The sequence below is a fragment of the Acinetobacter sp. CIP 102529 genome (genome assembly GCF_000368325.1).
In the GTDB taxonomy this organism is placed as follows: Bacteria; Pseudomonadota; Gammaproteobacteria; order Pseudomonadales; family Moraxellaceae; genus Acinetobacter; species Acinetobacter parvus.
Genome location: NZ_KB849355.1, coordinates 720033 through 746092, shown reverse-complemented (window position 1 = coordinate 746092; position 26060 = coordinate 720033). Strand labels below are relative to the sequence as shown.

General features: G+C 42.7%; 21 protein-coding genes and 2 pseudogenes. 15 read left to right on the top strand and 8 right to left on the bottom strand.

Annotated elements, in window-relative coordinates; genetic code table 11:
• Positions 1 to 262: 262 nt before the first annotated feature.
• Positions 263 to 640 carry a hypothetical protein gene (locus tag F972_RS08810; protein WP_004757725.1) on the bottom strand — a complete coding sequence of 126 codons (378 nt, stop codon included), beginning with the start codon at positions 638 to 640 and terminating at the stop codon, positions 263 to 265.
• Positions 641 to 892: 252 nt separating this feature from the next.
• Here F972_RS08810 and mnmG point away from each other — a divergent pair, with 252 nt between their 5' ends.
• Together mnmG and F972_RS08795 are read left to right on the top strand one after the other, a co-directional pair.
• A complete protein-coding gene (mnmG, locus tag F972_RS08800; protein WP_004757726.1) occupies positions 893 to 2773 on the top strand; it encodes a tRNA uridine-5-carboxymethylaminomethyl(34) synthesis enzyme MnmG in 1881 nt (626 codons plus the stop codon).
• Between the two features lie 109 nt (positions 2774 to 2882).
• Positions 2883 to 3215, top strand: a complete 333-nt coding sequence (locus F972_RS08795; RefSeq protein WP_004757727.1) for a DMT family transporter — start codon at positions 2883 to 2885, stop codon at positions 3213 to 3215.
• A gap of 92 nt (positions 3216 to 3307) precedes the next feature.
• Here F972_RS08795 and F972_RS08790 read toward each other — a convergent pair whose 3' ends face one another.
• A complete protein-coding gene (locus F972_RS08790) occupies positions 3308 to 4216 on the bottom strand; it encodes a DUF4198 domain-containing protein (RefSeq protein WP_004757728.1) in 909 nt (302 codons plus the stop codon).
• Between the two features lie 321 nt (positions 4217 to 4537).
• Here F972_RS08790 and F972_RS08785 point away from each other — a divergent pair, with 321 nt between their 5' ends.
• Genes F972_RS08785 through F972_RS08775 form a run of 3 tightly spaced genes read left to right on the top strand, consistent with a single transcriptional unit; the run spans position 4538 to position 8209 of the window.
• Entirely contained in the window at positions 4538 to 6103 is a 1566-nt protein-coding gene (locus F972_RS08785) for a DUF2271 domain-containing protein (protein ID WP_004682610.1), read from the top strand.
• Positions 6104 to 6139: 36 nt separating this feature from the next.
• A complete protein-coding gene (locus F972_RS08780; RefSeq protein ID WP_004682609.1) occupies positions 6140 to 6730 on the top strand; it encodes a PepSY-associated TM helix domain-containing protein in 591 nt (196 codons plus the stop codon).
• A 9-nt stretch (positions 6731 to 6739) separates the two neighbouring features.
• On the top strand, positions 6740 to 8209 hold the full coding sequence (locus F972_RS08775; RefSeq protein WP_004682608.1) for a sulfite reductase subunit alpha: 1470 nt from the start codon (positions 6740 to 6742) through the stop codon (positions 8207 to 8209).
• A 66-nt stretch (positions 8210 to 8275) separates the two neighbouring features.
• On the opposite strand, the gene F972_RS08770 is transcribed toward F972_RS08775, so the two are convergent.
• A complete protein-coding gene (locus F972_RS08770) occupies positions 8276 to 10348 on the bottom strand; it encodes a TonB-dependent receptor plug domain-containing protein (protein ID WP_167539034.1) in 2073 nt (690 codons plus the stop codon).
• Positions 10349 to 11003: 655 nt separating this feature from the next.
• On the opposite strand from F972_RS08770, the gene F972_RS16275 reads away from it, so the two are divergent.
• The 3 genes from F972_RS16275 to F972_RS08760 all read left to right on the top strand — a co-directional run bounded on the left by F972_RS16275 (position 11004) and on the right by F972_RS08760 (position 13913).
• Entirely contained in the window at positions 11004 to 11201 is a 198-nt protein-coding gene (locus F972_RS16275; protein ID WP_004676958.1) for a hypothetical protein, read from the top strand.
• Between the two features lie 329 nt (positions 11202 to 11530).
• Entirely contained in the window at positions 11531 to 12850 is a 1320-nt protein-coding gene (locus F972_RS08765) for an NCS2 family permease (protein WP_004682606.1), read from the top strand.
• Positions 12851 to 12914: 64 nt separating this feature from the next.
• On the top strand, positions 12915 to 13913 hold the full coding sequence (locus tag F972_RS08760; protein WP_004757729.1) for an adenosine deaminase: 999 nt from the start codon (positions 12915 to 12917) through the stop codon (positions 13911 to 13913).
• 42 nt (positions 13914 to 13955) lie between these two features.
• Here F972_RS08760 and F972_RS15875 read toward each other — a convergent pair.
• A pseudogene (locus F972_RS15875) lies at positions 13956 to 14042 on the bottom strand (cytochrome b); the annotation flags it as partial.
• Positions 14043 to 14304: 262 nt separating this feature from the next.
• On the opposite strand from F972_RS15875, the gene F972_RS08755 reads away from it, so the two are divergent.
• On the top strand, positions 14305 to 14688 hold the full coding sequence (locus F972_RS08755) for a hypothetical protein (RefSeq protein ID WP_004682603.1): 384 nt from the start codon (positions 14305 to 14307) through the stop codon (positions 14686 to 14688).
• A gap of 38 nt (positions 14689 to 14726) precedes the next feature.
• Complete coding sequence (gene rnhB / locus F972_RS08750; RefSeq protein WP_004682602.1) at positions 14727 to 15293, top strand: ribonuclease HII; 567 nt, start codon at positions 14727 to 14729, stop codon at positions 15291 to 15293.
• A gap of 81 nt (positions 15294 to 15374) precedes the next feature.
• Here the strand turns inward: rnhB and csrA are convergent, their stop codons facing one another.
• The 3 genes from csrA to alaS form a co-directional block, all read right to left on the bottom strand.
• Positions 15375 to 15638, bottom strand: coding sequence for a carbon storage regulator CsrA (gene csrA, locus F972_RS08745; protein WP_004676965.1), 264 nt, complete (start codon positions 15636 to 15638; stop codon positions 15375 to 15377).
• Positions 15639 to 15874: 236 nt separating this feature from the next.
• Complete coding sequence (locus F972_RS08740) at positions 15875 to 17155, bottom strand: aspartate kinase (protein WP_004757731.1); 1281 nt, start codon at positions 17153 to 17155, stop codon at positions 15875 to 15877.
• Between the two features lie 67 nt (positions 17156 to 17222).
• On the bottom strand, positions 17223 to 19913 hold the full coding sequence (gene alaS / locus F972_RS08735; RefSeq protein WP_171062626.1) for an alanine--tRNA ligase: 2691 nt from the start codon (positions 19911 to 19913) through the stop codon (positions 17223 to 17225).
• Positions 19914 to 20095: 182 nt separating this feature from the next.
• Here alaS and F972_RS08730 point away from each other — a divergent pair, with 182 nt between their 5' ends.
• From F972_RS08730 to F972_RS08710, 5 genes are all read left to right on the top strand, one after another.
• Positions 20096 to 21133 carry a type I glyceraldehyde-3-phosphate dehydrogenase gene (locus F972_RS08730; RefSeq protein WP_004757733.1) on the top strand — a complete coding sequence of 346 codons (1038 nt, stop codon included), beginning with the start codon at positions 20096 to 20098 and terminating at the stop codon, positions 21131 to 21133.
• A 24-nt stretch (positions 21134 to 21157) separates the two neighbouring features.
• Positions 21158 to 21472, top strand: coding sequence for a hypothetical protein (locus tag F972_RS08725; protein WP_004676969.1), 315 nt, complete (start codon positions 21158 to 21160; stop codon positions 21470 to 21472).
• 270 nt (positions 21473 to 21742) lie between these two features.
• Positions 21743 to 22789: a hypothetical protein gene (locus tag F972_RS08720; RefSeq protein WP_004769560.1), complete on the top strand. Its 1047-nt coding sequence runs from the start codon at positions 21743 to 21745 to the stop codon at positions 22787 to 22789.
• Between the two features lie 197 nt (positions 22790 to 22986).
• Positions 22987 to 24153, top strand: coding sequence for an ATP phosphoribosyltransferase regulatory subunit (locus tag F972_RS08715; protein WP_004682516.1), 1167 nt, complete (start codon positions 22987 to 22989; stop codon positions 24151 to 24153).
• 61 nt (positions 24154 to 24214) lie between these two features.
• Positions 24215 to 25534: an adenylosuccinate synthase gene (locus tag F972_RS08710; RefSeq protein WP_004682514.1), complete on the top strand. Its 1320-nt coding sequence runs from the start codon at positions 24215 to 24217 to the stop codon at positions 25532 to 25534.
• A gap of 358 nt (positions 25535 to 25892) precedes the next feature.
• Here F972_RS08710 and F972_RS15870 read toward each other — a convergent pair.
• Positions 25893 to 26060 (bottom strand): annotated as a pseudogene (locus F972_RS15870) (IS4 family transposase); the annotation flags it as partial.

Genomic DNA, 26060 nt, shown 5'->3' with positions numbered 1-26060 from the left:
AGAAAGATTGCACGTTTGCTTTAAAATGATCGCAAGCATGATGAGCGAAAAGCACTTTAAATGTGACTTGTTCCATTTTAGAGATTTGTTTAAGATAAGATATAACTCATTGAGATGTGTCATAGTATTCGTCGTTAGAAAACAATTATTGTGACATTATTTCAATGAGTTATCTATTTTTGTCGTGTACAGAGGTGTTTTTTATATTTTTAGCTCATTAAAGGATACCTGAAATAGGTATCCTTTAGTCTAGTGCTTTAAATTAAGGGGTGGTCTGTTCAACATCTGAATCTGAAACAGGCGGCGCTGGTTGCATTGGAGGAACATCCACAGGCATAGGGGCACTGACAGGACGTGGCTCAGACTGGGTTTGCGACATGCGGTTCTGGGTTTCAGGCATTGTGCCTGCTGGCGGAGCAGGTGGCTGGAAAGCTAGCTTGCCCGCATCATTATTTTCACAAACACCGTTGAAAACAACACCTTTATAGGCAAATGAAACGGCATCGCCCTGTTTTTTACCTTTACATACCTGTTGATACTTCTGTGTTTGTGGGTCTTGAGTGGTTTTGGCATTTGCCTGGGCTGCAACGGTAAAACACAGACCACAAATCAGTGATGAAAGTATAAGCTTCGTGTTCATATCATTGTCCTAAGTATTTGTTATGCATGTTTTAGAATAAGAAATTCATCAAATAAAACAGTGGTGATCAAGTTAATAATTATGGGGCGATGTGTTAAAAGTGCGATGAAAATGCAACATAACGTTTCTTTTTGTGTATTCAATAGCGATATCAGATTCTTGTGGGCGGCAAGAATATCGACAGTTTTTGTCAACTTAATATGAAAAATCCTGTATAATACTCTGTCATTTTTTGAATACACATTTACCACTATGCACTATCCTAAAGTTTACGACGTTATCGTGATTGGTGGCGGTCACGCTGGTACGGAAGCGGCACTGGCTGCGGCGCGTATGGGACGACAAACCTTATTGTTGACGCATAATATTGAAACTTTGGGGCAGATGAGCTGTAATCCAGCGATTGGTGGTATTGGTAAATCACATCTTGTTCGTGAGATTGATGCGCTTGGTGGCGCAATGGCGCTTGCGGCAGATAAAGGTGGTATTCAGTTCCGTATTCTGAATTCGCGCAAGGGTGCGGCTGTACGTGCAACACGTGCACAGGCTGACCGTGTTCGTTATAAGGCTGCAATTCGTCATACGCTGGAAAATCAGGCAAACCTTGATATTTTCCAGCAAGCGGCGGATGACCTGATTGTTGAGGGAGATAGCGTAAAAGGTGTCGTGACACAGATGGGCATCCGTTTTGATACCAAAACGGTAGTGCTTACAACGGGAACATTCCTAGGTGGCGTGATCCATATTGGTTTGCAAAACTCAAGTGGTGGCCGTGCGGGCGATCCTCCATCGATTGCCTTGGCACATCGCCTACGTGAACTTAAACTTCCAGTGGGTCGCCTAAAAACAGGGACACCGCCCCGTATTGATGCTCGCAGCGTTGATTTTTCGGTCATGACACCTCAACCAGGTGATTTCCCATCGCCAGTGATGTCATTTATGGGTGATGTGTCGATGCACCCTGAACAGGTCAATTGCTATATCACCCACACCAGTGAAAAAACCCATGATATTATTCGTGGTGGTCTGGACCGTTCACCGATGTATACAGGTGTGATTGAGGGTGTTGGCCCACGTTATTGCCCATCAATTGAAGATAAGATTCATCGTTTTGCTGATAAAGACTCACATCAGGTATTTCTGGAACCTGAAGGTTTGGATACCCATGAGCTTTATCCAAATGGTATTTCGACTTCATTGCCGTTTGATGTTCAGTTCAACTTGGTTCGTTCAATTCGTGGTATGGAAAATGCGCACATTTTGCGTCCTGGCTATGCGATTGAATATGACTACTTCAATCCACAGGCATTGAAGTTCACGCTTGAAACTAAAGCTATTCAAAACCTGTATTTTGCTGGTCAGATTAATGGTACAACAGGATATGAGGAAGCAGGCGCACAAGGTCTGCTTGCTGGTCTGAATGCTGCACGCCGTGCGTGGGAACAGGAAGAGTGGACACCGAAACGTGACCAAGCCTATATGGGCGTGTTGGTGGATGACCTGATTACGTTGGGAACTAAAGAACCGTACCGTATGTTTACTTCTCGTGCTGAATATCGTTTGATGTTGCGTGAGGATAATGCCGATCAACGTTTAACCCCAATTGGTCGTGAGCTTGGCTTGGTTGATGATGAGCGTTGGGCTGCCTATAGCGAGAAAATGGAAGCGGTTGAGCGTGAAACTTCCCGTTTGCAGCATCTATGGGCTGCACCAAATAATCCAATGGGTAAAAAATTCGTTGAAATGACGGGTGCTGACCTGAGCAAGGAATGTAGTGCGATTGATTTGTTGAAACGTCCAAATATCAATTTCAGTCAAATTGCTGAATTGACGGGTTCGGAAGTGTCTGAGCAGGTGGGTGAACAGATCGAGATTGCGGTGAAGTATGAGGGGTATATTAACCGTCAGCATGATGATGTTGCACAGATGAAGCGCCTAGAGGAAACCAAAATTCCTGCTGACTTTGACTATGACGTTGTTTCAGGTCTGTCACGTGAAATCACACAGAAGTTGAAAACCGTACGTCCAGAAACATTGGCACAGGCCAGTCGTATTCCTGGCGTAACACCTGCCGCGGTTCAGTTGGTAATGATTACAATCCGTAAAAAGAATATGGCGAAAAAGTCAGCATAATTCCTGACTATAAGCGATATAAGATCAATATTAAAAACACTCTTTAATCAAAAGGGTGTTTTTTTATTGGCTTATTTAAAGCTTTAGTAGGCGGCTTAGGTGTATTTAGATGAAAAACTGGATATTTTTATGTGTTGCAATTATAGCGGAAGTGATTGCAACCTCAGCTTTAAAAAGTAGTGAGGGTTTTAGCAAACCGATTGCCTCCGTCATTGTGGTACTGGGCTATATCATTGCGTTTTATTGCCTGTCACTTACACTCAAAACTATTCCTGTTGGGATTGCCTATGCCATTTGGTCAGGGGTGGGTATTGTTCTGGTGACGACAATAGCGTGGATTGTATTTGGTCAGAAACTGGATGTGTGGGGAATTATTGGCATTGCATTGATTATGAGCGGCGTTCTTGTCCTGAATTTGTTGTCGAAAACTAGCTCCCATTAACATTGACATGCATATAAAAGTGAAAAACTGAACTGCTTGTAATGGGGCAGGAGAATTAAAGGCACTTAGCAAGATGTAAGTGCCTGAATTAGTTATTCAGTCACTTCAACAGTAACGCTGTAGGTATAGCTTTGGGCAACAGGTGGCTTGGTATTGTCATTACCAGCTTCTGGATAAGTTGCCGTGATTAAGTAAATACCTGCTTCATTGAATTTAACCTCAACTTCACCTTTTGCATTGGTTTTTACATGCGGCTGCTCGCGTTTGGCATTTGGCTGGTAGCTGTCCGCACCTTTAAATACATCAACCTCAAGGTTTGGAACTGGTTTGCCATCAAGCAAAACCTGTGCTTTCAATGATTCGCCAGCATATAGCTCATTTGGATGGGTTAGAAACTTGAACTCAAAACCTTTATTGGTCACTGCTGGAACAGGACTAGGCTTGCCCTTGGTCACAAAACTTTCAGCAATATAGGTATTGATGGTTTGTGCCGTTTTCGCATTGGCTGGAATCTGGTCTTCAGCAATGAAGCGTGGTGGCTGATTTGCTGGCGCCTGCTGAGGTGCCTTTTGTTCTGGATTGTCCCGCTTCTCTGCGTTGGCAGCCTGTGGCGGCATTGCATTCATATTTGCAGGACGGGGTGCGCGAACACGTAACCAACGGCCATCAATCAAGGCATATTTGCTTGGCATCCCTGCCGCATCCTGAGTACGAATACGGTAAGTCCCTTCAGTCGACAGGTTAAACTCACCAATGTTGAATTTTTTTAACTCTGCTGCTGGGTTAATGGTTTCCGTTTTGCCATCTGGTGCTGTGACTTGGTAAGTAGTTTTAAAGTTACGGCTTGCCACGAAAAATTTTTCTACAGTAATTCCGCTTTGGAAACTTACATTGTCAGATTTGCTGTCAAATACTTCTGGTAATAAAAAAGGGCTGGCGGTATGGGCAAAGCCAAGGGTCGGCAGGGCAGCAAGTAAGGCAAGACCAAGCAAATGGCGCATAGAAAGAATTCCTAAATAATTAAACAAGATGCAAAAGAATTACTACAATTTACTTGATAACGAGTATCAGTTGCAATATTATTTCGATAAATTTTTACTCATTGTGCCGCCTGCTCAGGCATTCTGACTTAAAAATATTTCGCCTGTTTATGATTATTTAAAACTGTGAGGAAGTTATTGATTTTACTTAAAAATCAACATTATTTCTTTGCATGGCCTTAAATTGTAAACCTGAACAGGAATTCAGATAAAGTTAGTCATTTGCCATAAATCTTTCCAGTACGTTGATTTAGGCAAATCCTAGAGAATGGAACCCTGCGTATGTCATCAACTCAACTTTTTCGCCCAGTTCAGATAATCTTCCGTTTATCACCGTTGATGGCAGCCTTGGCTGTATTTATCTCGCCAATCACGGCAGTTCAAGCAGACGAAACAACCACAACTATAAATAAGCTGGAAGCACCTGTTCAGTTACCAAGCTATCGTTTTCATCAGGACCATGTTTTAGGAACCTCTTTAGATGTTGTGGTCACCACAGCAAACCAGAAAGATGCGGAAAAGGCCTTAGAGGCAATCCAGACTGAAATTGCCCGACTTGACCAGATTTTATCGGTTTGGCGTGATGACAGTGAAATTAGCCAACTGAACCGTGAACAAAAGATTTCGGCTTCATCAGAGCTGTATGATGTGATTGCAGCCTGTGAGCAATGGCGCAGTGCAACCTGTGGTGGCTTTGACGCACGTTTAGGTCAACTGATCAGCCTGTGGGAAAACAGCAATCAGGTGCAAAAGCTAGATGACCAGACGCAGGAAGCACTACTACAACAGCTAAAAACACAAAGTATTGAGCTAAATCCACAGACCAAACAAATTACGCTGGCTCCAGCCATTAAGGTGGCTCCAGATGCCTATGCAAAAGGCTATGTGATTGACCGTGCCTTGGTTGCGGCGCAGCAGGCTGTTCCACATTTGCAGGGTATCCTGATTGATATTGGTGGTGATATGCGTGTTTGGGGACAATCTCCACAACAGGCAGGCTGGAAAATTGGTATCCAGAATCCAAATGAACGTTTTGATAATGCCGCACCAGCACAGGTTCTCAATGTTAAGGATCAGGCTGTGGCATTTAGTGGTCAGGGTTATCGTGATCTTGCGGGACAATCTCATCTACTTAACCCGCAGACAGGTCAGCCTGTGCAAACAGTGGAACAGTGTGTGGTTGTGGGGCAATGCGCCGCTGATGCCGATGCCTTGGCAACCGCTTTAACTGCAATGCCTGCACATGAGGGAATTCAGTTGATTGAACAACTGGTGGGATATGAGGCGCAACTGGTCAGCACGGATGGTATACAGTATCAAAGTTCGGGCTGGTCAACACTGTTAGATGCCAATCAGCCAGCCATCATGCGCCATGTTGCGGCAGGTGGAGCGGCAACCGCATGGCCAAAAGGCTATCAGGCACAGATTGAAGTCAATATTCCAAAAATTGCGGTAGACAACTATCGTGCGCCGTATGTATCGGTATGGGTGACAGATGCCAATAAAAAACTGGTCCGTACCATTGCGGTTTGGGGTAAGGATGAAAAATGGATCAACTCCAACTATGTTTGGTGGCGCCGTTATGGCCGTCAAATGCCGAACCTGGATGCAGTGGCGAAGCCCTCACGTCAACCTGGTCAATATAAATTGGCCTGGGATGGCAAGGATGAACAGGGCAAGGCTGTGAATGCGGGTAAATATCTGATTCATATCGAAACCTCACGTGAGCATGGTGACCACTCTTATCAAACCATTGAGTTGGATGTTGCACCAAAAACCGCCACCCAAACGCTTCCTGCGCAGGCAGAAATTGGTATTGTTAAATTAAAGTTCCAACGTGGTGCTTAATTTAATTCCTTCCTGAATCCATGAGAGGCTTGTCTCTTGTATCAACGCCGTGATTTTTACCGCCATGCACGTTATGTGCATGGCTGGCTTTCTGCCTTTGCCTTTATTGTCCTGCTTTTCTTCTCCGCCACAGGGTTGTTACTGAACCATCCTGAATGGTTTAGCACCTCTAATCAGGAACAGACAGTCAAGCTTGACTTGCCTGAAAGTTTTGTTGAGACCGTTCAACAGCAGGAAAACCCCAGTCAAACTATCCTTGACTATGTACGTGAAAAACATTCGCTGGTTGGTCGCTATAAGAGTAGTGAGATACTGGATGGTGAGGTAATGATTCGTCTGGAAAGTCCAGCAGGCTCAACCGATGTGTGGGCGTTGCTCGATACAGGTGAGGTTGAGATCACGCAAAAACCTGCAACCACAGTATCCCTACTCAATGATCTGCACCGTGGCAAAAATGTAGGTACAGCCTGGAGCTGGTTGATTGATGTCAGTGCCATCATCATCATCCTGTTATCGTTGGCAGGTTATATCCTTTTCCTGACCATTAAAACGCGTTTGGTCACACATTTACTGTTAACCGCATGCAGTTTATTCGCAATCATTCTGCTTATTTGGTCTGCCATCTAAGGTGAAACAATGACTCAAGCTGTCATGACAATTATTGTGATACTCGCAATATTATTGAGTCTGCATATTTTTATCATCGTATGGCTGTTATGGCAGCAACGTAATGGCAATAAGTCAGAGGTTCAGGATGATCATGCCTATTTAGTGGTTTATGCCAGCCAGTCAGGTCATGCTGAATCCTGGGCAAAGCATACCACTGAGCAATTACAGCTTATTCATCAGCAGGTCACGCTCAAGAACATTCAAAAACTGACAGCCACTGACTTGATCCAGTATCAACGGATTTTGTGGGTGGTTAGTACCTATGGTGAGGGTGATGCACCTGATGATGCCCAGCATTTTGTGCATAAAATATTGTCACAGCCTTTAGATTTATCACATTTGTCTTTCGCAATCCTTGCGTTAGGTGATAAACGCTATACAAACTTCTGCCAGTTTGGGCAAAGCATTGAACAATGGCTTTTACAGCAAAAAGCCCAGCCTTTATTTTCCACAGTTCTGGTAGATCAGCTCAATAGCCGTGATCTGGAACAATGGCTAACAGCTCTGGAACAGTTGACGGCAATGAGGCTGACAGCACTGGACAATGAACGGGAAACTATTGAACTCAAGTTTGCCCATCGTCAGTGTCTAAATGTGGGTAGTGCTGGCGAACCAATTTATAAGATTCAGTTGGTTGCTGAGCAGGAACTGGTTTGGTCATCAGGCGATATTCTGGAAATTCAGTGTGAAAATAGTGCCACTGAGATTCAACAGTTTCTGGTTGCGCATCAGCAGGATGATTTTAATGATATAGATGCATTAAAAACACTGAATTTAAGACAATTGCCAAATCGTGAACATCATTCATTTGCCGCATGGCTAGAACATTTTGATCGATTACCCAAGCGTGAGTATTCAATTGCCAGCTTACCTGAAAATGGCTTGATTGAGCTGGTGGTGAGACAACAACAGACGGAAACAGGTCTTGGACTGGGTTCTGGCTGGTTGACGGCAGGTTTGCAGCACAACCAGCCTATTCAGGCTTATATACGCGATAACCCAAGCTTTCGTCTACAACATCATCCACAACCTTTAATCCTGATTGGCAATGGGACAGGGATTGCAGGTCTGGTTGCGCATTTAAAGCAACGGGAACAATGGGGCTATGGGCAAAACTGGCTGATCTTTGGGGAAAGACAGCGGCAGTTTGACCATTTATATCATGCGGAAATTCAGTATTGGCAACAGCATGGCTTTTTACAGCATGTTGACTATGCGTTCTCACGTGATCAGGCTGAAAAAATCTATGTGCAGGATATTCTAAAACAGCAGTCTACGCGTTTAAAACAATGGATCAAACAAGGTGCGGCAGTTTATGTTTGCGGTAGCTTGAATGGTATGGCTGGTGGCGTGGATCAAGTCCTAAAAGAAATTCTAGGTGATGAGCTGGTGGAACAGTTGAAGCATGAGCTGCGTTATCAACGGGATGTTTATTAAATAGAAAAAATGATCGAGAAAAAAAGCCAGTAAGTGAACTTACTGGCTTTTTGTATAAGGGGCAGATTAAAATTTCTTTTCAACTGTAAACTGTAAACTTGGAATGGCTTCGTTGTTACGGGCCTGATAAAGGCTGCCATCAGACTGGTTGGTTAAACGCTCTTTATAGTCAGTGCTTAAAATGTTGTTCAGGTTTAGGCTGGCTGACCAGTTTTTGGCAAAGCGTTTGGTTGCCGCAATGTCCACATTGAAACGCTGGTTGGTGGTACGGTTATAAGGCTGGCCAACCAGGGCACGGGTAAATTCAGGCGTGTAATTAACATTGATGCTGGTGGAAAGCTGCCAAGGCTTGTAGCTGTATGAAATGCCTGAACTCGCGGTATAAGGTGCAACATCACTCACCAGACGGTCATTGTGCTGGGCATCTTCAATGGTTGCACGTACGGTTGAGACTTGCCCATTGAGCATAAAGGCATGTCCAGCTTCAGTCTGTTTCAGTGCATAACGGCCAGAGAACTCCACACCGTAGGTGGTGGCTTCATTCTGGTTTTGTGGGCGTTCAACATAACGGCTACCCTCAAGGGCAATTACCCGTTCAATATAGTCCTTGATTTCACGGTGATAGGCGGTTAAGTTCACGCCACCACTGGCAGAATCAAATGCCAGGGTTGACTCAAATGCCTTGATCTTTTCAGGTTTTAGGTTTGGATTACCCCCACGGTCAGGATTATTGAGTGAACCCGCATCGCTGTCTGTTGAAACCGTTACGTTTGGAATCAGTCGATCAGTATTTGGACTGCGGAACGCCTGACTTAAATTGGTTTGAATCGACCATTGGTTGGTGAGGTCAAAACGATAGGCAAGTACAGGACTTAAATGATGGTCCTGATAATCCACCAGACCTGAACGGTCCAGCCATTCCTGACGCGCACCCAAGGTGACAGTCTGGCGGTCAGTAAAGCGCCAGCTTCCCTCACTGTAGAGGGCATAGCGTTGTTCATCCAGACTTTGGCTGACATTGCTGCCCAACTGACTGTTGTTGGCACTGACCCCAAACTTAATCTGGCGGGTTTGGTCAAACTTACGCACACCATCATAGGCCAAACCATATTCGTCCACGGTTTCATCAGTATAAATGCTGTTGAGTGGAGAGCGAGTCAATTGCGTTTCAGTCTGATGTTCAACTGTTAAGCGAACCTTGTCACTGAGGTCTTTATCCTTGCGCTCATAACGTGTATTCAGGCGAATACTGTCATTTTTATCATCCTGAATCTGGTCGCCACGTACCCCTGTGCTTTTATTATTGCGATAAAACAGTTCAGCAATCAGTTTTTGCTGGTCATCCAGTTCATATTGCAGACGAGGGGAGAACATTTGGCTGGTACGGTTGGTGGTGCGTAGCTGTTCACGTGTGCCTGCGGCTGTTTCCATCTTGGTAATGGAGGTGGTGTCATTCCACATCTGGTTGGCAGACAGGCTGTAGATCCACTGATTGTCACGACCATCGGCTTGTACGCTGACCTGTTTGCGTTCGGCTTCCTGCTTGCCACTATCGCGTAAACCATAGCCGAGCTTTACTGAACCATTTAAACGGGTATCCAGCGGTTCCTTTAAAATAATGTTGATGACTGCGGAAGAGGCTACAGATGCCTGTGCAACACTTGGCTGCTTGACCACCTCAATTCGTTCAATCATGTCGGGGGTAATGGTGTCAACAATGGACATGCCACCACGTGGACCACCTTGCACAGCTTCACCATTGATCAGGAATGTCGGTGCGCCACCACCACGGAAACGCATGCCAGAAGCACCATTTCCGCCACGTGGGCCTGGGCCACCTGGTAACTGGAAACCAGCAGCACGACGCAAGGCATCCATAACCGTCTGGTCGCCATACTGGAGCATTTCATCACGGGTGATGATGGTTTTAGGTACTGCACTGATATCATCATCTTTTGGTTTTTGTGGTTCCGCCGATGCCTTGAATGACAGTGTAGGGAGCACCTGTGCTGTCTGTTCGGCAGGAGATGGGGCTGGCGCTGTGGTGGATTCAACATCATTTGCTAAAACTGAAGAAGTTAGGCTGAGTAAAGCCGAGCTGAGTACGGTCAGCTTTCCATAGCGGAATGGATGCTTCATTAAAATTACCCCAAACATTGATGATCAAATTATTTTGAATATAGACTAATGTAAAATTGTGTAGAAAAATCGAATATCTGTGCTGTAATAGCTTGAATTTGAGATTATTTTTTTATTCATTTAACGAGGAAGCACAATAGAGTGAGCCATCTGACACATAGAGGGCTTTAACTCTGTAGATGTTGTAACAGGGCATAAAAGAATAAAGGGTGCTTCTAGCCGTTTTAAACCACCTCGGCAACAGACAATATTGGCGTTCTGAGTCCATGCCTCGGACACCACGTAGTTTCCTGGTTCGATTAAACTATCAATTCTAAAAAAACTGTAGGTTCTGCCAATAAAAGTTCAGCATCTTCGCCTGTACAAAGATGCTTTTTTGTATCAATTAAAGCCCTGATAAAGTGTTTAAAAATAAAAATTTTGGTAAATTTTTAAAAATATTTTATATCTATCCTTATTGAATAATATAAAAAGTCATTGATTTAAAAAATGGAATATTCTAGTATCTAAGTGGGTGGAAAATGTACAAAATTAATATTTAAATGATCATATAATTGTGACTTGTTTTTATTTTGTCATTATTAAATGTTAAAAATTTATCATTTTGTTCCTTTTTATTGGTATTAAACAAAACCATACAATAGAGATAATAACAATGAAGATATTACTTGCACTGGTTATGGTCTGTTCAGTCCTTATTTTAGGATATGCTTCCTATGTAGATTCCAAAAACAAGAAACGCCAGGAAATTACTAAAATTGTGAATGATGCTGAACATAGCTTGAATACAATCCAGCATAACACTAATTATGTAAATTCCACCCATATTTCCTCCTCAAAAAACCCTAACTAAGGATAGAGTTCTATGATGATGCGGCAGGTGAGGTGCCTGATGATTTTGAACTCAGGAATCCATGTGCTTTTTTATCTGGCCATGCGCCAGTTTTTTATGGAATCTGCTAAAATATTTACCATTAAATAAAAAGCTGCATCTTGTTATGCGGCTTTTTACGTTCTGATAGCGGAATCGAATTTTATATAGATTGTTTTAGTAACAGGTATGAAACTGGCATATAGATTGCTATATCGCATGATATGCCGTTTTGTGTCCATTGAAAAAATGTTTCAACACAAGCGTATAGATTTCAATTCTACGATCTTGGATTTTACAGGTGCCATGTTATGACAACGCCTCATGCTTCGGCTGGTTTGTTGGAACGCTTATTTAAACTGAGCGAAAATAAAACCAGCTTTAGAACCGAAGTTCTAGCAGGTGTAACCACATTTTTGACCATGTGTTACATCATTATTGTAAACCCACTTATCTTGTCTGAAACGGGTATGGATCATGGTGCCGTGTTTGTTGCGACCTGTCTGGCTGCCGCAATCGGCTGTTTGGTTATGGGGCTTGTTGCGAATTATCCAATTGCACTTGCACCTGGGATGGGCCTGAATGCCTATTTTACCTATTCTGTCTGCTTGGGAATGGGAGTGCCGTGGCAAACCGCACTTGCGGCGGTCTTTGTTTCGGGAATTGTGTTTTTAGCGATTAGCTTCTTTAAAATCCGTGAAGCGATTGTCAATGCCATTCCAATGTCACTAAAGTTTGCCATCGGGGGCGGTATCGGTTTATTCCTTGCCTTGATTGCGCTTAAAAATGCAGGAATTATTGTGGATAACCCTGCGACTCTGGTTGGCTTGGGTGACATCAAGCAGCCAGCGGTATTGCTTGCGCTGTTTGGCTTCCTGATGATTGTGGTTTTGCATCAGTTTAAGGTGCGTGGTGCCATCATCATCAGTATTCTGGTGATTACTGGAATTGCGACAGCCTTGGGCCTAAACGAGTTCAAGGGTGTTGTTGGACAGGTTCCATCCATTGCACCGACATTTATGCAAATGGATTTTGAGGGCCTGTTCACCGCAAGTATGGTGGGCGTGATTTTTGTATTCTTTATTGTCGACCTGTTTGACAGTACGGGAACATTGGTTGGCGTGTCACATCGTGCTGGTTTGTTGCAGGATGGAAAATTACCGCGTTTGAAAAAGGCCTTGTTCGCAGACTCAACCGCAATTGTTGCGGGTGCGGCCTTGGGTACATCATCCACCACACCTTATATTGAATCTGCTTCTGGAGTTGCGGCAGGTGGGCGTACAGGTTTAACAGCAGTTGTGGTTGCCCTATTGTTCATTGGCTGTTTATTTTTGGCACCCTTGGCGCAGTCAGTACCTGGCTTTGCGACGGCACCTGCATTGCTGTTCATTGGCGTGTTGATGATTCAGGGCATCACCCATATTGACTGGGAAGATATTACCGAAGCGGTTCCTGCCTTTTTAACCATCGTATTTATGCCATTTACCTACTCAATTGCAGATGGTATCGCAATGGGCTTTATCAGCTACGCGCTGGTTAAATTATTCACGGGCAAGGCAAAGACCGTTCCCTATATGGTTTGGATTATTGCAGCACTTTGGGTATTTAAGTTTATTGCCTTTGGCGGTTAACATATCAATCAATAAAAGGATGTCGTTATGGCTGGCGACATCCTTTTTTCTTTGGAGAAAAATGATGAATGCAATTGAACTGATACAGGCTTTACCAAAAGCTGAATTGCATGTGCATATTGAAGGGACATTTGAACCAGAGTTGATGTTTGCCATTGCACAACGCAACCAGATTCAGATTCCATATCAATCTGTTGAAGAAGTGAAGCAGGCCTATAACTTCCATAATCTTCAGTCTTTCTTGGATATCTACTACGCAGGTGCCAATGTACTGGTACATGAGCAAGATTTTTATGACCTTGCGTGGGCGTACTTTGAGAAATGTGCTGAAGATAAAGTGGTACATACTGAAATGTTCTTCGATCCTCAAACACATACTGAGCGTGGGGTGGAATTTGCCACGGTGATTGCGGGCTTAAAACGTGCCTGTCAGGATGCACAGCAAAAGCTGGGGATTAGTTCTCAACTGATCATGTGTTTCCTGCGTCATTTAAGCGAAGAAAAAGCGTTTGAAACTCTTGAGCAGGCATTGCCATTCAAAGATGAAATTATTGCGGTTGGTCTGGACTCAAGTGAGGTGGGTCATCCACCTGCGAAGTTTGAACGTGTCTTTGCCAAGGCCCGTGAAGCAGGGTTCCTGATTGTGGCGCATGCAGGGGAAGAAGGGCCACCTGAATATGTCTGGGAAGCGCTGGATTTATTGAAAGTGAACCGTATTGATCATGGTGTGCGCTCAGAGGAAGATAAGCAACTCATGGCCCGCCTGATTGCAGAGAAAATGCCGTTAACGGTTTGTCCACTCAGCAACTTAAAGCTGTGTGTGGTGAATGACATGAAAGAGCATAATATTCGCCGTTTGTTGCAGCAGGGTGTACATGTCACAGTCAATTCAGATGATCCATCTTATTTTGGTGGTTATATGAATGATAATTTTATTGCCATCCAGCAAGCTTTGGATTTAAGCAATGAAGAGTTAAAGCAGCTTGCAACCAACTCTTTTGAGGCTTCATTTATTTCTGATCAGGAAAAGCAGAAATGGATTGCAGAGATTAAAAAGATTTAAGTTTAAAAAACCGCGTGAAGCGGTTTTTTTATGGTTGTTATTTTATTTCGGCTGTCTCAACATACTCAGCAAAACATTATCCTTATCAGTCACATGATGTTTAATGGCTGCCAGAATGTGTTCAGCAATTGCAACACTTGTGCTGTGCGGGTATAACACTGTGCTGAGTTTGACATTGCAACATCCTGGCTGTTTGAAATGAACTGATTTTAAATAGGGCTTTTTCTGTCTCATACAGCATCGTTGTAATGGAGCGTTTTATGTGTGCAACAGTCTTAATCAAACCCGAATCTGTCATTGTTATATGATGTAAAGATGGCGATGTGTTATTTCATAAAATAAGCCATTTAGGCACAATACGCCTGACAAAATTAAGATACAGGTAAGAATCGTGAAAAAGTTATTATTGATTGCTGCTCCCCTTGTTTTAGCGCTATCTGGATGTGTTGCCCCAAATGGAGCCAGTCCAGTAACCACAACTTCACAGCAGTTGGGTATGGCCGCGCTTAAAATCGCCGTAAATGCGAAATGCCTGAATGAGATCAATACATTGCCTGCATGGAAAACCGCAACACGTTATATGACTGCGGACCAGCGTGACAATATCCAAACCAATGTCTGTGGCTGTGTCAGTGACAAGGCACCGAATAGTGTAACTGCTGTTGAGCTTGCAACTGCTGCCATTGATCCATCCGCACGCGCAACAATTGTCAATCAGGTGGTTTCACAAACCGTGAACGCCTGTGTTGCTGAAACACTGAAACGAGTGCAATAAGAGACTAGGCTGAGAGATCAGCCTTTTGTGAGATAAAGATGAAAATAGCAGGTGTAGATGAAGCTGGAAGAGGCCCACTGGTTGGTTCTGTTGTGGCGGCCGCGGTCATTTTAGATCCAGACAATCCCATTGTGGGCCTGAATGATTCCAAGAAACTGACTGAAAAGAAGCGTGAAAAACTCTTTATCGAGATTCAGGAAAAAGCGCTGGCCTGGTCAATTGCTGAGGCAACACATGCTGAAATTGATGAGTTGAATATCTTACAGGCAACATTTCTTGCCATGCGCCGTGCGGTCGAAAGCTTGAACGTTCAGCCAGAAAAAGTCATTGTGGATGGTAATCAAATTCCAAAGGGCATTAGCATTGCATGTGAGGCTATTGTTGGGGGAGATGCTAGTCATGCTGAAATCAGTGCCGCCAGTATTTTAGCGAAAGTGACACGTGACCGACAAATGCAGGCTCTGGATTTAATCTACCCTGATTTTGGGTTTGCCAAACATAAAGGCTATCCAACCAAGGCTCATTTTGATGCAATTGCTGCACATGGCGTTATTTATGAGCATCGACGTAGTTATGCACCCGTAAAAAAAGCACTGGGTTTATAATAGGGTATAAAATATCTATCCTAAACATAATTAAAGCGACTAATATGAGTCGCTTTAATTATTGGAGAAGAATTCTGCGTATTAACGATTAAAGTTATTATGTCGAGCAAAATCGTTATTATCTTCTTCATAGGAAACTTGATAATCTTGATCAAGATGTTGTAAATGCTCATGCATGGCACGTTCATGTTGGATACGTTGGTAAATTTCCTCACGATGCACAGAAACTTCTTTAGGAGCATTTACACCAATACGCACCTGATTGCCTTTTACGCCAAGCACAGTGACACTGACTTGATCCCCAATCATTAATGTTTCTCCGACACGACGGGTCAGAATCAGCATGTTCATCTCCTTGCTAAACGCTTAAACTTGCAACAGGGAATTGTTTGAAAGCACAGCCTTAATATACAGAAAAATCTAAACAGAAATAAGTAAAAACAATATTTTTTCGTAAGTTCTGTTGAGATGCTCTGAAAAACCTCATGGGTTAATATAACAGAGCCACTGTAGTAAAAACTATAGTGGCTCTTATTTTTTTACTATTTACTTGAAAGTAAATATGTTTAAGCAGCTATTAATTAAGCACGTGCACTGCTTTCGCCATGTTCACGGTCTAAACCAAAAACAGTATGTAAACAACGTACCGCAAGCTCTAAATAGTTTTCTTCAATAATCACTGAAATCTTGATTTCAGAAGTGGATATCATCAGGATATTGATGCCTTCTTCAGCCAGTGCAGTAAACATTTTGCTTGCCACACCTGCATGCGAGCGCATGCCTACACCCACAATGGACACTTTTACGATATCGTCGCGTGTTGCAACTTCACGTGCGCCAATGGCTGTAGCAGTTTCTTCCAGAATCTTTTTCGCTTTCGCAAGCTCGCCACGGTTCACTGTGAAAGTAAAATCAGTGGTGCCATCTTCTTCCACATTCTGGATAATCATATCCACTTCAATGTTTGCCGCACCGATTGGTGATAAAATTTTAGATGCAACACCTGGAACGTCAGGAACACCCAAAATTGTTAATTTTGCTTCGTCACGGTTAAATGCGATACCTGAGATAATTGGTTGTTCCATGTCGTCTTCTGCCTCAGTAGTAATAAGTGTGCCTACGTTTTGTTTAAATTCTTCATCAAATGCGCCATCATCATCATTATCAAAACTTGATAATACGCGTAATGGAACCTGATATTTACCTGCGAATTCAACAGAGCGAATTTGTAAGACCTTTGAACCCAAAGATGCCATTTCCAGCATTTCTTCAAATGAAATACGATCCACTTTTTTAGCTTTGGGTGCAACACGTGGGTCGGTGGTATATACACCATCTACATCAGTGTAGATCTGGCATTCATCTGCCTTTAATGCCGCAGCAAGTGCAACGCCAGAGGTATCAGAACCACCACGACCTAAGGTTGTGATATTGCCATCGGCATCAAAACCCTGAAAGCCTGCAACAACCAGAACACGGCCCGCATCAAGGTCAGCAGACATAACCTCAGTATCAATGGATTCAATACGGGCTTTGGTGAATGCGCTGTCAGTCTTGATACCGACCTGACGACCTGTATAGGATTTAGCTTCCACACCAATCGAGTTCAGCGCCATCGCTAACATGGAAATCGTAACCTGTTCACCCGTTGATACCATTTGATCAAGTTCACGTGGATCAGGTGTGCTGGTAATGGCTTTTGCAAGCGCAAGCAGGCGGTTGGTTTCACCACTCATTGCAGACACAACCACGACCACCTTGTGACCGTGATCATGCCAGCGCTTGACACGACGAGCAACATTTAAAATGCGCTCAGGAGTACCCATAGAGGTGCCGCCATATTTTTGAACGATTAATGCCATAGTTGTTCCATATAAGCCATGACCCTGAGAGGCATCAGGGTCAGTTACACAAAAAGTGAAGTGTTTATTATTGTTCAAGCCAAGCAGGCAGGGCTGCAATCACTTGATCAAACTTCTCGTTGAGTGGCGCGCCACCTTGTGCCAAGTCAGGTTTACCACCACCTTTGCCACCCAGCTCCTGAGCCAGGTGTTTGATGATGTCACCCGCTTTTAGATGTGCAGTATATTGTTTAGCAACGGAGGCGATTAAACTCACTTTATCGCCCTCAACGCCAGCTAAAATAATGACTGCATCATCTAATTTTGATTTTACGCTGTCATGCAGGTTGCGTAATGATTTTGCATCTAAACCTTGTACAGTGGTAATCAGGGTTTGACGACCTGCAATTTCTTTCACCTGATCAAGCAGGTCAGCCGCCTGGAAGCTCGCCAATTTCTGGTTTAACTGTTCAATCTGCTTTTGTAGGCTTGAAGCTGTTTCAACAATCGCTTCAACTTTTTCTACAGTTTGATCTTTTTGCGCTTTCAATAAAGCATTGATCGTCTGAATATCAGCTTCAGCTTTTTGAACAACTTCAAGTGCTTTTGTACCTGTTACGGCTTCAATACGGCGAACACCAGCTGCTACACCACCTTCAGAAGTGATTTTGAATAAACCAATATCACCTGTCCGCTTAACATGAATACCACCACAAAGCTCGATAGAGAAGTTTTTCTCTTCAATAATAGAACCCATAGAAAGTACGCGAACTTCTTCACCATACTTTTCACCAAAAAGCATCATTGCGCCTTTGGCTTTCGCTGATTCAATATCAAGTAATTCAGTGCTTACTGCCGTATTGGCAATCACTTCAGCATTAACTAAACGCTCAATCTGTTGCAATTGTTCAAATGAAACAGGTTGGTCATTGGCAAAGTCAAAACGTAAAATATCACTCGCAACCAAAGAACCTTTCTGCTGAACATGCTCACCCAAAATTTGACGTAAAGCTGCGTGTAGAAGGTGAGTTGCAGAGTGATTACGCGCTGTTGCTGCACGAATGTCCGCTTTAACGGTTGCTTCAACATTCTGAGTGGCTTTGAGGCTACCCATGGTCACGATACCCTGATGGACAAAAGCACCACCAGATTTTTTAGTATCTTGAACTTCGAAAATACCTGTATCGTTTTTGAAAATACCTGTATCACCGATTTGACCACCGCTTTCAGCATAGAAAGGGGTCTGGTTTAATACGATCAGTGCTTCATCACCTTCGTTGATTTCATCAACCTGCACGCCATCTTTATAGATCGCAACAATTTGACCTTGGCCTTGAGTTGCGTCATAGCCATCAAACTGGGTTTCGCCCTCAACTTTGACAATGCTGTTGTAGTCAACTGCAAACTTGCCTGCATCACGCGCACGTTGACGTTGTGCTGCCATTTCTACTTCAAAACCAGCTTCATCAATGGTCAGGTCACGTTCACGCGCAATATCAGCGGTTAAGTCGGTCGGGAAGCCGTAAGTATCATAAAGTTTAAATACAGTTTCACCTGGGATGACATTGCCTTTTAGTTGAGCCAATTCACTTTCAAGTAATTTCAGGCCTTGTTCAAGTGTTTTCGCAAATTGCTCTTCTTCTTTCAGCAGTTGCGCTTCAATTCGTGCTTGCTGTGCAGAAAGTTCTAGATAAGCATCGCCCATCACTTCAATCAGAGGTTGCAACATCTTGTAAAAGAATGAACCAGTCGCACCGAGCTTGTTACCATGACGTACGGCACGACGAATGATACGACGCAACACATAACCACGACCTTCATTTGAAGGATTAACACCGTCAGCAATCAAGAATGAGCATGAGCGTGCATGATCTGCAATGACTTTTAAAGAAGCTGGGTATTCAACTGGTTTATTTTGAGCTTTCGCTTCAGCTTCAATTGCGGTGGTATCCAAACCAATGATGTCAGCTGCTGCTTTTAATAAGTGTTGGAACAGGTCAATTTCGTAGTTTGAATTGACATGTTGCAGAACCGCAGAAATACGCTCCAAGCCCATACCTGTATCTACAGAAGGTGCTGGAAGAGGGTGCATCACACCATCCGCAGTACGGTTGAACTGCATGAAAACGTTGTTCCAGATTTCAATGAAACGGTCGCCATCTTCTTCAGGTGTTCCTGGTAAGCCACCCCAGATGTGGTCGCCATGATCATAGAAGATTTCAGAACATGGACCACAAGGACCTGTATCGCCCATTGCCCAGAAGTTATCAGAGGCGTATTTGCCACCTTTGTTATCGCCAATACGGATGATACGTTCAGCATCGATTCCGATTTCTTTGTTCCAGATATCAAATGCTTCATCATCGGTATGATAAACCGTGACATATAAACGATCTTTCGGTAAGCCTAACCATTGTTCGCTGGTTAAAAATTCCCAAGCAAATTTCAGTGCATTTTCTTTAAAATAATCACCGAAAGAAAAGTTACCTAACATTTCAAAGAAAGTATGATGACGTGCGGTATAACCTACATTGTCGAGGTCATTGTGTTTGCCGCCTGCACGTACACATTTTTGAGATGAAACAGCACGAACATAATCACGCTTTTCTAAACCTAAGAAACAATCTTTAAACTGGTTCATACCAGCATTGGTAAACAGTAAAGTTGGGTCGTTGGCAGGAACGAGAGAACTCGAAGCAACACGTGTATGTCCTTGCGATTCGAAGTAACGCAAAAATGCTTCACGGATTTCAGCGGATGTCATAAAACGAGTACTCACAACCAAGCGTCCATAATTTTGAAAGTGCTAAATTATAGCGGAAAATGTGTGCTCGACCAACGATTTTACAAGTAATCTTAGATAAAACTGTGTTTAGGCTAAAAATCTATATTCAATGCTGGCTTGCATGTTTTACCATATAACATAGAAAAGATGATGTTTTGATGAATTAAGGGCACCACATGCAACGTATCGCGATTAATGGATTTGGCCGAATTGGCCGCAATGTGCTACGGGCATGGTTTGAAAATCCCAAACAATTTCAGTTTGAAATTGTCGCAATTAACGATATTGCTGATGTTCAGACATTGGCTCATTTATTTAAGTATGACACCACACACGGGCGTTTTGCAGGTCAGGTTGAAATCCAGATAGAAGATGGACAGATTTTCTTGAATATTCAGTCCAATCAGCGTCAATTAAAACTACAGGTTTTTAAACAGGTACAACCTGAGTTATTACCTTGGGCGGCTTTAAAAATAGATGTGGTACTGGAATGTACAGGATTGTTTCGTTCCAGAGCCGATGCAACCCGTCACATACAGGCAGGGGCAAAGCGGGTGATTATTGGGGCAGCGCCTTTTGACTCTGTTGATGCCGCAATTGTCTATGGTGTCAATCATGCCGAAGTCAAAGCCACGGATCAGATTATTTCCAGTGTGTCCTGTACCACACAGGCTTTGGTGCCATTGGTGAAAATTATTGATGATGCCTTTGGAATTGAAACAGCGCTGATGACTGAAATCCATGCGGTGACTGCGGATCAGTCGGTGCTGGATCATGCCCATCGTGATTTGCGCCGTGCACGTGCATCGGGACAGAACATTATTCCTACCACATCCAGTGCTTTGGGTGCATTAAAACAGGTGATGCCGAAAATGGAAAACCGTATTGATGGTTATTCCATTCGTGTCCCTACAATTAATGTTGCAGCGATTGACCTGACTTTTATTTCCCAGTCACCAATTACCGTACATAAAGTCAATGAAGTCCTGACTAAGGCTGCGAAATTTCACTATGCCCAGATTATGCAGGTCACAGATGAAGACCTTGTTTCAAGCGACTTTAACCACTCACCATATTCCTTAATTGTAGATTTAACCCAGACCATGGTCGTCGGACATCAGGCCAAGGTCTTTGCATGGTATGATAATGAATGGGGATATGCCAATCGCTTACTTGATTTATGTGAATCATTTGATTCGAAAAATATTAAATAAATAACAACGGATTTGGAGAACGGAATGATATTAATATTGATTTGGGGTTTTATTGGTCTGTTATTGATTGCAGTTACTTTCTTGTTTTGGTTTCAGTTTAAAAATAAACAGCAACCTGCTGTTGATCCGCAAGTATTGTATCTGGAAGAAAAAGTTCTACATCTGGAATCCCACCTTAAAAAGAGTCTGGAAATTATGCAGGACCTAGCAAAGAAAATGCATGTCCAGCAAGAAGTGCTGGATCGGACTGTTGCAAACATTGCGGCGTTGGAAAAGCAAAATGTTGAGTTGGTGAATGTTTTGGAAGTGGTTGTTAAAAATGGGAAAAATATGCCCTAAATTAGTCCCCCTTGAATAAGGGGTTGACAAATTAATATGTATAACTATTTGTTTTTATTAAATATTTTGATACAAATTTAAGAAAAATAAGCAATATATTCCAATACATAAAACCTATAAAAAACAATTATTAATTTTTGTTGGATGGTTAAATATTTTTTAACCATCCGTTTTGATTGCAATTCCACTTGATGTGTATCTAGAACGCTCATTATGATGAATTTGTGCTTCATAAAGTATTGATCGAAAAACACATAGGGGTGTCTGATAATGAATAAAACAACTTTAAAACGTACGGCAATATGCTCAGCTTTATTGAGTGCCGTTGTCATGGTTGCGGGATGTAATGATGATGACAACTCGTCCAGTAATAATTCTGGACAGCAACAAACGACAACCGAAAAGCTTACAGGTACCGCTGCAACTGGAGCTGCTCTGGCTGGTGCGAATATTGAAGTGGTCAATAAAAATGGCACAACTAAATCAGTTGTTGCGGGGGCAGATGGTAAATTCAGTATCGATGTTGAAAAGGGAGCACCTTATTTATTAAAGGCAACTAAAGGTACTGGTGAATCCCAGGTTACCCTATATTCTTATGCTTCGGCTGCTGGTAATGTCAATGTAACCCAATTAACCACACAGGCAATTTTGGCTGCCAACAAAGCGGATGAAAAACGTGATTACAACTCATTGGCAGAAATTTATACCAATTGGGCAAAACTGGCTAAAAACAGTACTAGTGATGAAATAAATGCAGCTATTGATAAAGCCGCAAAAGAAGTTGTTGCGAACTTAAAGACCGTATTTGATGCAAATATAGATACGAGTAAAGGTTATCCAAACATTTTTAAAACTGCGTTTAATGCAGATTCTACTGGTCTGGACAAGGTTCTGGATCAAGTTAAGATTAATGGTTTGAATAGTAAATGTACGGGTATTGGTAGCACATATAGTTGTAATGTGCAGTACGTCGTCAATGGGCAAAACTTTGCATGGAATTATAGTGTTGATACAACAGGTCTAAATGTCGTTGTTGATCTAGGAAATAATCCAAATATCCCTTCAGGAAATTATAATTTGAATGTTACAACTTCTGTGATGGGGCAAGATGCAACAGTAACAGTGAAGAATGTTCCAAAACCAGCTAATCAAAATGAATTCTGTGGTTCTAATGATGTCACAGCACAATTACCAAATGGTCAGTTTAAGATTAATAGCTGTAGCTTTAATGGTACGGTAGGTAATATCAATGCGACAGTAAATGCAAACGGTTTCAGTGTTACCTATGATGTGAAGTATGAGTATAGCCCAGCATAATCAAATTTAAAAAACTTGGAATTGATTTTAGGCAATCATTTTGGTTGCCTATTTTTATGCGGGATTTACTAAAATTCTCAGGTGCATCATAGAAATCTTCATGTTACACTACGCTGAATCGGGCATTCACCCGATTTTTTTATGTGGTTGCTTTTTATGTGGATGCCTCCACGTTGAACAGATTTTAGGTTTGAAACATGACCATTTCAGAGACATGGTTGCTCCCTGACGGGGTAGCAGATGTATTACCCGAACAAGCGCAAATGGTTGAAACCCTGCGTCGGGAAGCTTTAGATTTCCTCGCTGTTCGAGGATATCAACTGGTATACACTCCATTTATTGAATACATCGAATCGTTGTCTTCACTTTCAGAATCCAATCAAGATTTAGACTTGGTCACCTTTAAGGTGATTGACCAGCTTTCAGGTCGCCTGCTTGGTGTGCGTGCGGATATGACCCCACAGGTCGCCCGTATTGATGCGCATGTTCGTCCAATTGAAGGCGTTGCCCGTTACTGCTATGCAGGTACAGTACTGCACACCAAACCACAGAATTTTAATGCAACACGCGCACCTTTGCAGTTGGGTGCTGAGCTTTATGGCCATGACAGCATCGAAGCTGATGTGGAGATGATTGATGTCATGCTGGGCCTGTTGGAGAAAACTGACAGTTTGCAAGGTGTTCATCTGGATTTAGGTCATGTCGGTTTATTTCGTAGTTTAGTGAAACGTGCTGGTTTAAATAAAAACACTGAAAGCCAGCTGTCTGATTTATATCAGCGTAAGGCTTTACCAGAATTAGAAGAATTTACTCAAAGCTTGCCAATGGGTAATGATTTTTATGCTCTAGGTCGCTATGCAAGTGACCTTAATGCATTACAGGCACATTTAAGCCATGACATTTTAAGTGACGCTGATTTTAAAAATGCGTTTGATGCATTGAAAACAACATTCACTCAAATTCAGTCACGTTGGTCGAATCTGAATATTGGAATCGATGTGGTTGAGTTGCGTAGTTATCACTACCATACGGGCCTGATGTATGCCATTTATGCACCGAATCGCGCTGCGCCGCTTGCACAGGGTGGACGTTATGATGGTATTGGTGAGCACTTTGGCCGTGCACGCCCAGCCACAGGCTTTAGTTGTGACTTATATGCCTTGGGTGCTACACAGTTTGCTGAAATTGAAACTGTCGTTGCGCCAAAAGGAAATGATCAGGATTTATTAACCGCGATTGCAGATGCACGGGCGAATGGTTCGCGTGTGGTGCAGTTGCTGGGTAATGATGAGTTAAGTTCAGTGCCTTATGCAACCCACCAAATGGTGTTGCAAAATGGGCAATGGATCATTGAAAAAATTTAATTGCCGAGTTGTAAAAACAACTTGGTTTCCAATTCTAACAGCATGATGTAATGAGGCTATTATGGGCAAAAATGTTGTGGTACTGGGTACCCAATGGGGCGACGAGGGTAAAGGTAAGATCGTCGACCTGCTCACAGATCAGGCGGCTGCGGTCGTACGCTACCAGGGCGGGCACAATGCAGGACATACGCTTGTGGTCGGTGGTAAGAAGACTGTATTACACCTCATTCCATCAGGTATCTTACGTGACAACGTATTGTGCTTAATTGGTAATGGTGTTGTTCTTTCTCCTGAAGCACTGATCAAGGAAATGGCGATTTTGGAAGAGGAAGGCGTACCTGTAAAAGAGCGTCTGCGTATTTCTCCAAACTGTCCGTTGATTTTGCCAAACCATATTGCACTTGATCAGGCCCGTGAGAAAAAACGTGGTAATGCCAAGATTGGTACAACAGGTCGTGGTATTGGCCCAGCATACGAAGATAAAGTTGCCCGTCGTGCGGTACGCGTTGCAGACTTGGTTCGTGGTGGCGCTAATTTGGAAGAAAAACTCAAGGAAATGCTTGAGCTTCATAACTTCCAGCTTTCTCAATTCTATGGCGTTGAAGAAGTTAAGTTTGAAGATGTGTTGGCACTTTGCAACGAATGGCGTGAAGTTCTTGCCCCGTTGGTAATTGACGTAACCAAAGTGTTGCATGATTACCGTAAAGAGGGTAAAGCAATCATGTTTGAAGGTGCACAAGGTTCACTGCTTGACATCGATCATGGTACTTATCCATTTGTAACAAGTTCTAATACAACTGCGGGTGGCGTAAGCTCTGGTTCTGGTATGGGTCCTTTACATTTAGACTATGTGTTGGGTATTACCAAAGCCTACACAACACGTGTAGGTGCTGGTCCATTCCCAACTGAGTTGCATTATGATGCTGCGACAGATACAGGTGATGCGATTGGTCGTCATTTGGGTACAGTAGGTCATGAATTTGGTGCGTCTACTGGTCGTCAACGCCGTTGTGGTTGGTTTGATGCGGAAATTCTACGCCGTTCAGTTGAAGTGAATTCGTTGTCTGGTATCTGCCTAACCAAGCTTGATGTATTGGATGGTTTAGAAGAAATCAAAATCTGTGTAGGTTATGAAGATGTTGATTCAGGCTGTGCAGGTTCTTCTGATGCAGTTTCATTTGAAAGCTTAAAACCAATCTATGAAACAATGCCAGGTTGGAGTGAGTCTACAGTAGGCTTAACCCAAATTGATCAACTTCCTGCGAATGCCTTGGCTTATGTAAAACGTCTTGAGCAGCTCATTGAATGCCCAATTGATATCGTTTCTACAGGTCCAGACCGTGCGGAAACCATTATTTTACGTCATCCATTTTCAGCTTAAATTGAATAGATAACGTCAAAAGCCTCTTTTTAAAAGGGGCTTTTTTATTTTTATGAATTTATATATCAAAAATATCTAGCAAAAAATCAGCTTTTTATTCCAGTCATTGTTATTTCACAGCGTGGAAAATCCCCGTTATATTAACTCTACATTCAAACAAAGAGGGGTTTAACCATGACGAAAAAAACAATTCGCTATAATGGATATGAACTGGCATGCCAATGTTAGATTATATCAAGGCGATTAAAAGGGTACAAACCAGTTCTGATCAGGTGGGGAAAGGAATTGGTTTGAACATTTTGATACAATAAGAATAATCCTGAATATTAAATAAAATTTTCTCTGTACACGACAAATTTCACAGAACCCTTATCCTATCAGGATTCTGCTTTCTTAAAATTGCCAAAATTTCCTTAAACTCTTCTTTTTTCCCAAAACCAATTAAATGCTGAATCGCCATTTGAACATAGTCTAAACCATAGCGAAATAAACTCATTGAGAGTCGTCCATGCTTCTTTATTTTTAT

Coding starts and splice junctions, on each gene's coding strand:
- F972_RS08810 (WP_004757725.1), bottom strand. CDS start 640: ATGAACACGAAGCTTATACTTTCATCACTGATTTGTGGTCTGTGTTTT.
- mnmG (WP_004757726.1), top strand. CDS start 893: ATGCACTATCCTAAAGTTTACGACGTTATCGTGATTGGTGGCGGTCAC.
- F972_RS08795 (WP_004757727.1), top strand. CDS start 2,883: ATGAAAAACTGGATATTTTTATGTGTTGCAATTATAGCGGAAGTGATT.
- F972_RS08790 (WP_004757728.1), bottom strand. CDS start 4,216: ATGCGCCATTTGCTTGGTCTTGCCTTACTTGCTGCCCTGCCGACCCTT.
- F972_RS08785 (WP_004682610.1), top strand. CDS start 4,538: ATGTCATCAACTCAACTTTTTCGCCCAGTTCAGATAATCTTCCGTTTA.
- F972_RS08775 (WP_004682608.1), top strand. CDS start 6,740: ATGACTCAAGCTGTCATGACAATTATTGTGATACTCGCAATATTATTG.
- F972_RS08770 (WP_167539034.1), bottom strand. CDS start 10,348: ATGAAGCATCCATTCCGCTATGGAAAGCTGACCGTACTCAGCTCGGCT.
- F972_RS16275 (WP_004676958.1), top strand. CDS start 11,004: ATGAAGATATTACTTGCACTGGTTATGGTCTGTTCAGTCCTTATTTTA.
- F972_RS08765 (WP_004682606.1), top strand. CDS start 11,531: ATGACAACGCCTCATGCTTCGGCTGGTTTGTTGGAACGCTTATTTAAA.
- F972_RS08760 (WP_004757729.1), top strand. CDS start 12,915: ATGAATGCAATTGAACTGATACAGGCTTTACCAAAAGCTGAATTGCAT.
- rnhB (WP_004682602.1), top strand. CDS start 14,727: ATGAAAATAGCAGGTGTAGATGAAGCTGGAAGAGGCCCACTGGTTGGT.
- csrA (WP_004676965.1), bottom strand. CDS start 15,638: ATGCTGATTCTGACCCGTCGTGTCGGAGAAACATTAATGATTGGGGAT.
- F972_RS08740 (WP_004757731.1), bottom strand. CDS start 17,155: ATGGCATTAATCGTTCAAAAATATGGCGGCACCTCTATGGGTACTCCT.
- F972_RS08730 (WP_004757733.1), top strand. CDS start 20,096: ATGCAACGTATCGCGATTAATGGATTTGGCCGAATTGGCCGCAATGTG.
- F972_RS08725 (WP_004676969.1), top strand. CDS start 21,158: ATGATATTAATATTGATTTGGGGTTTTATTGGTCTGTTATTGATTGCA.
- F972_RS08720 (WP_004769560.1), top strand. CDS start 21,743: ATGAATAAAACAACTTTAAAACGTACGGCAATATGCTCAGCTTTATTG.
- F972_RS08715 (WP_004682516.1), top strand. CDS start 22,987: ATGACCATTTCAGAGACATGGTTGCTCCCTGACGGGGTAGCAGATGTA.
- F972_RS08710 (WP_004682514.1), top strand. CDS start 24,215: ATGGGCAAAAATGTTGTGGTACTGGGTACCCAATGGGGCGACGAGGGT.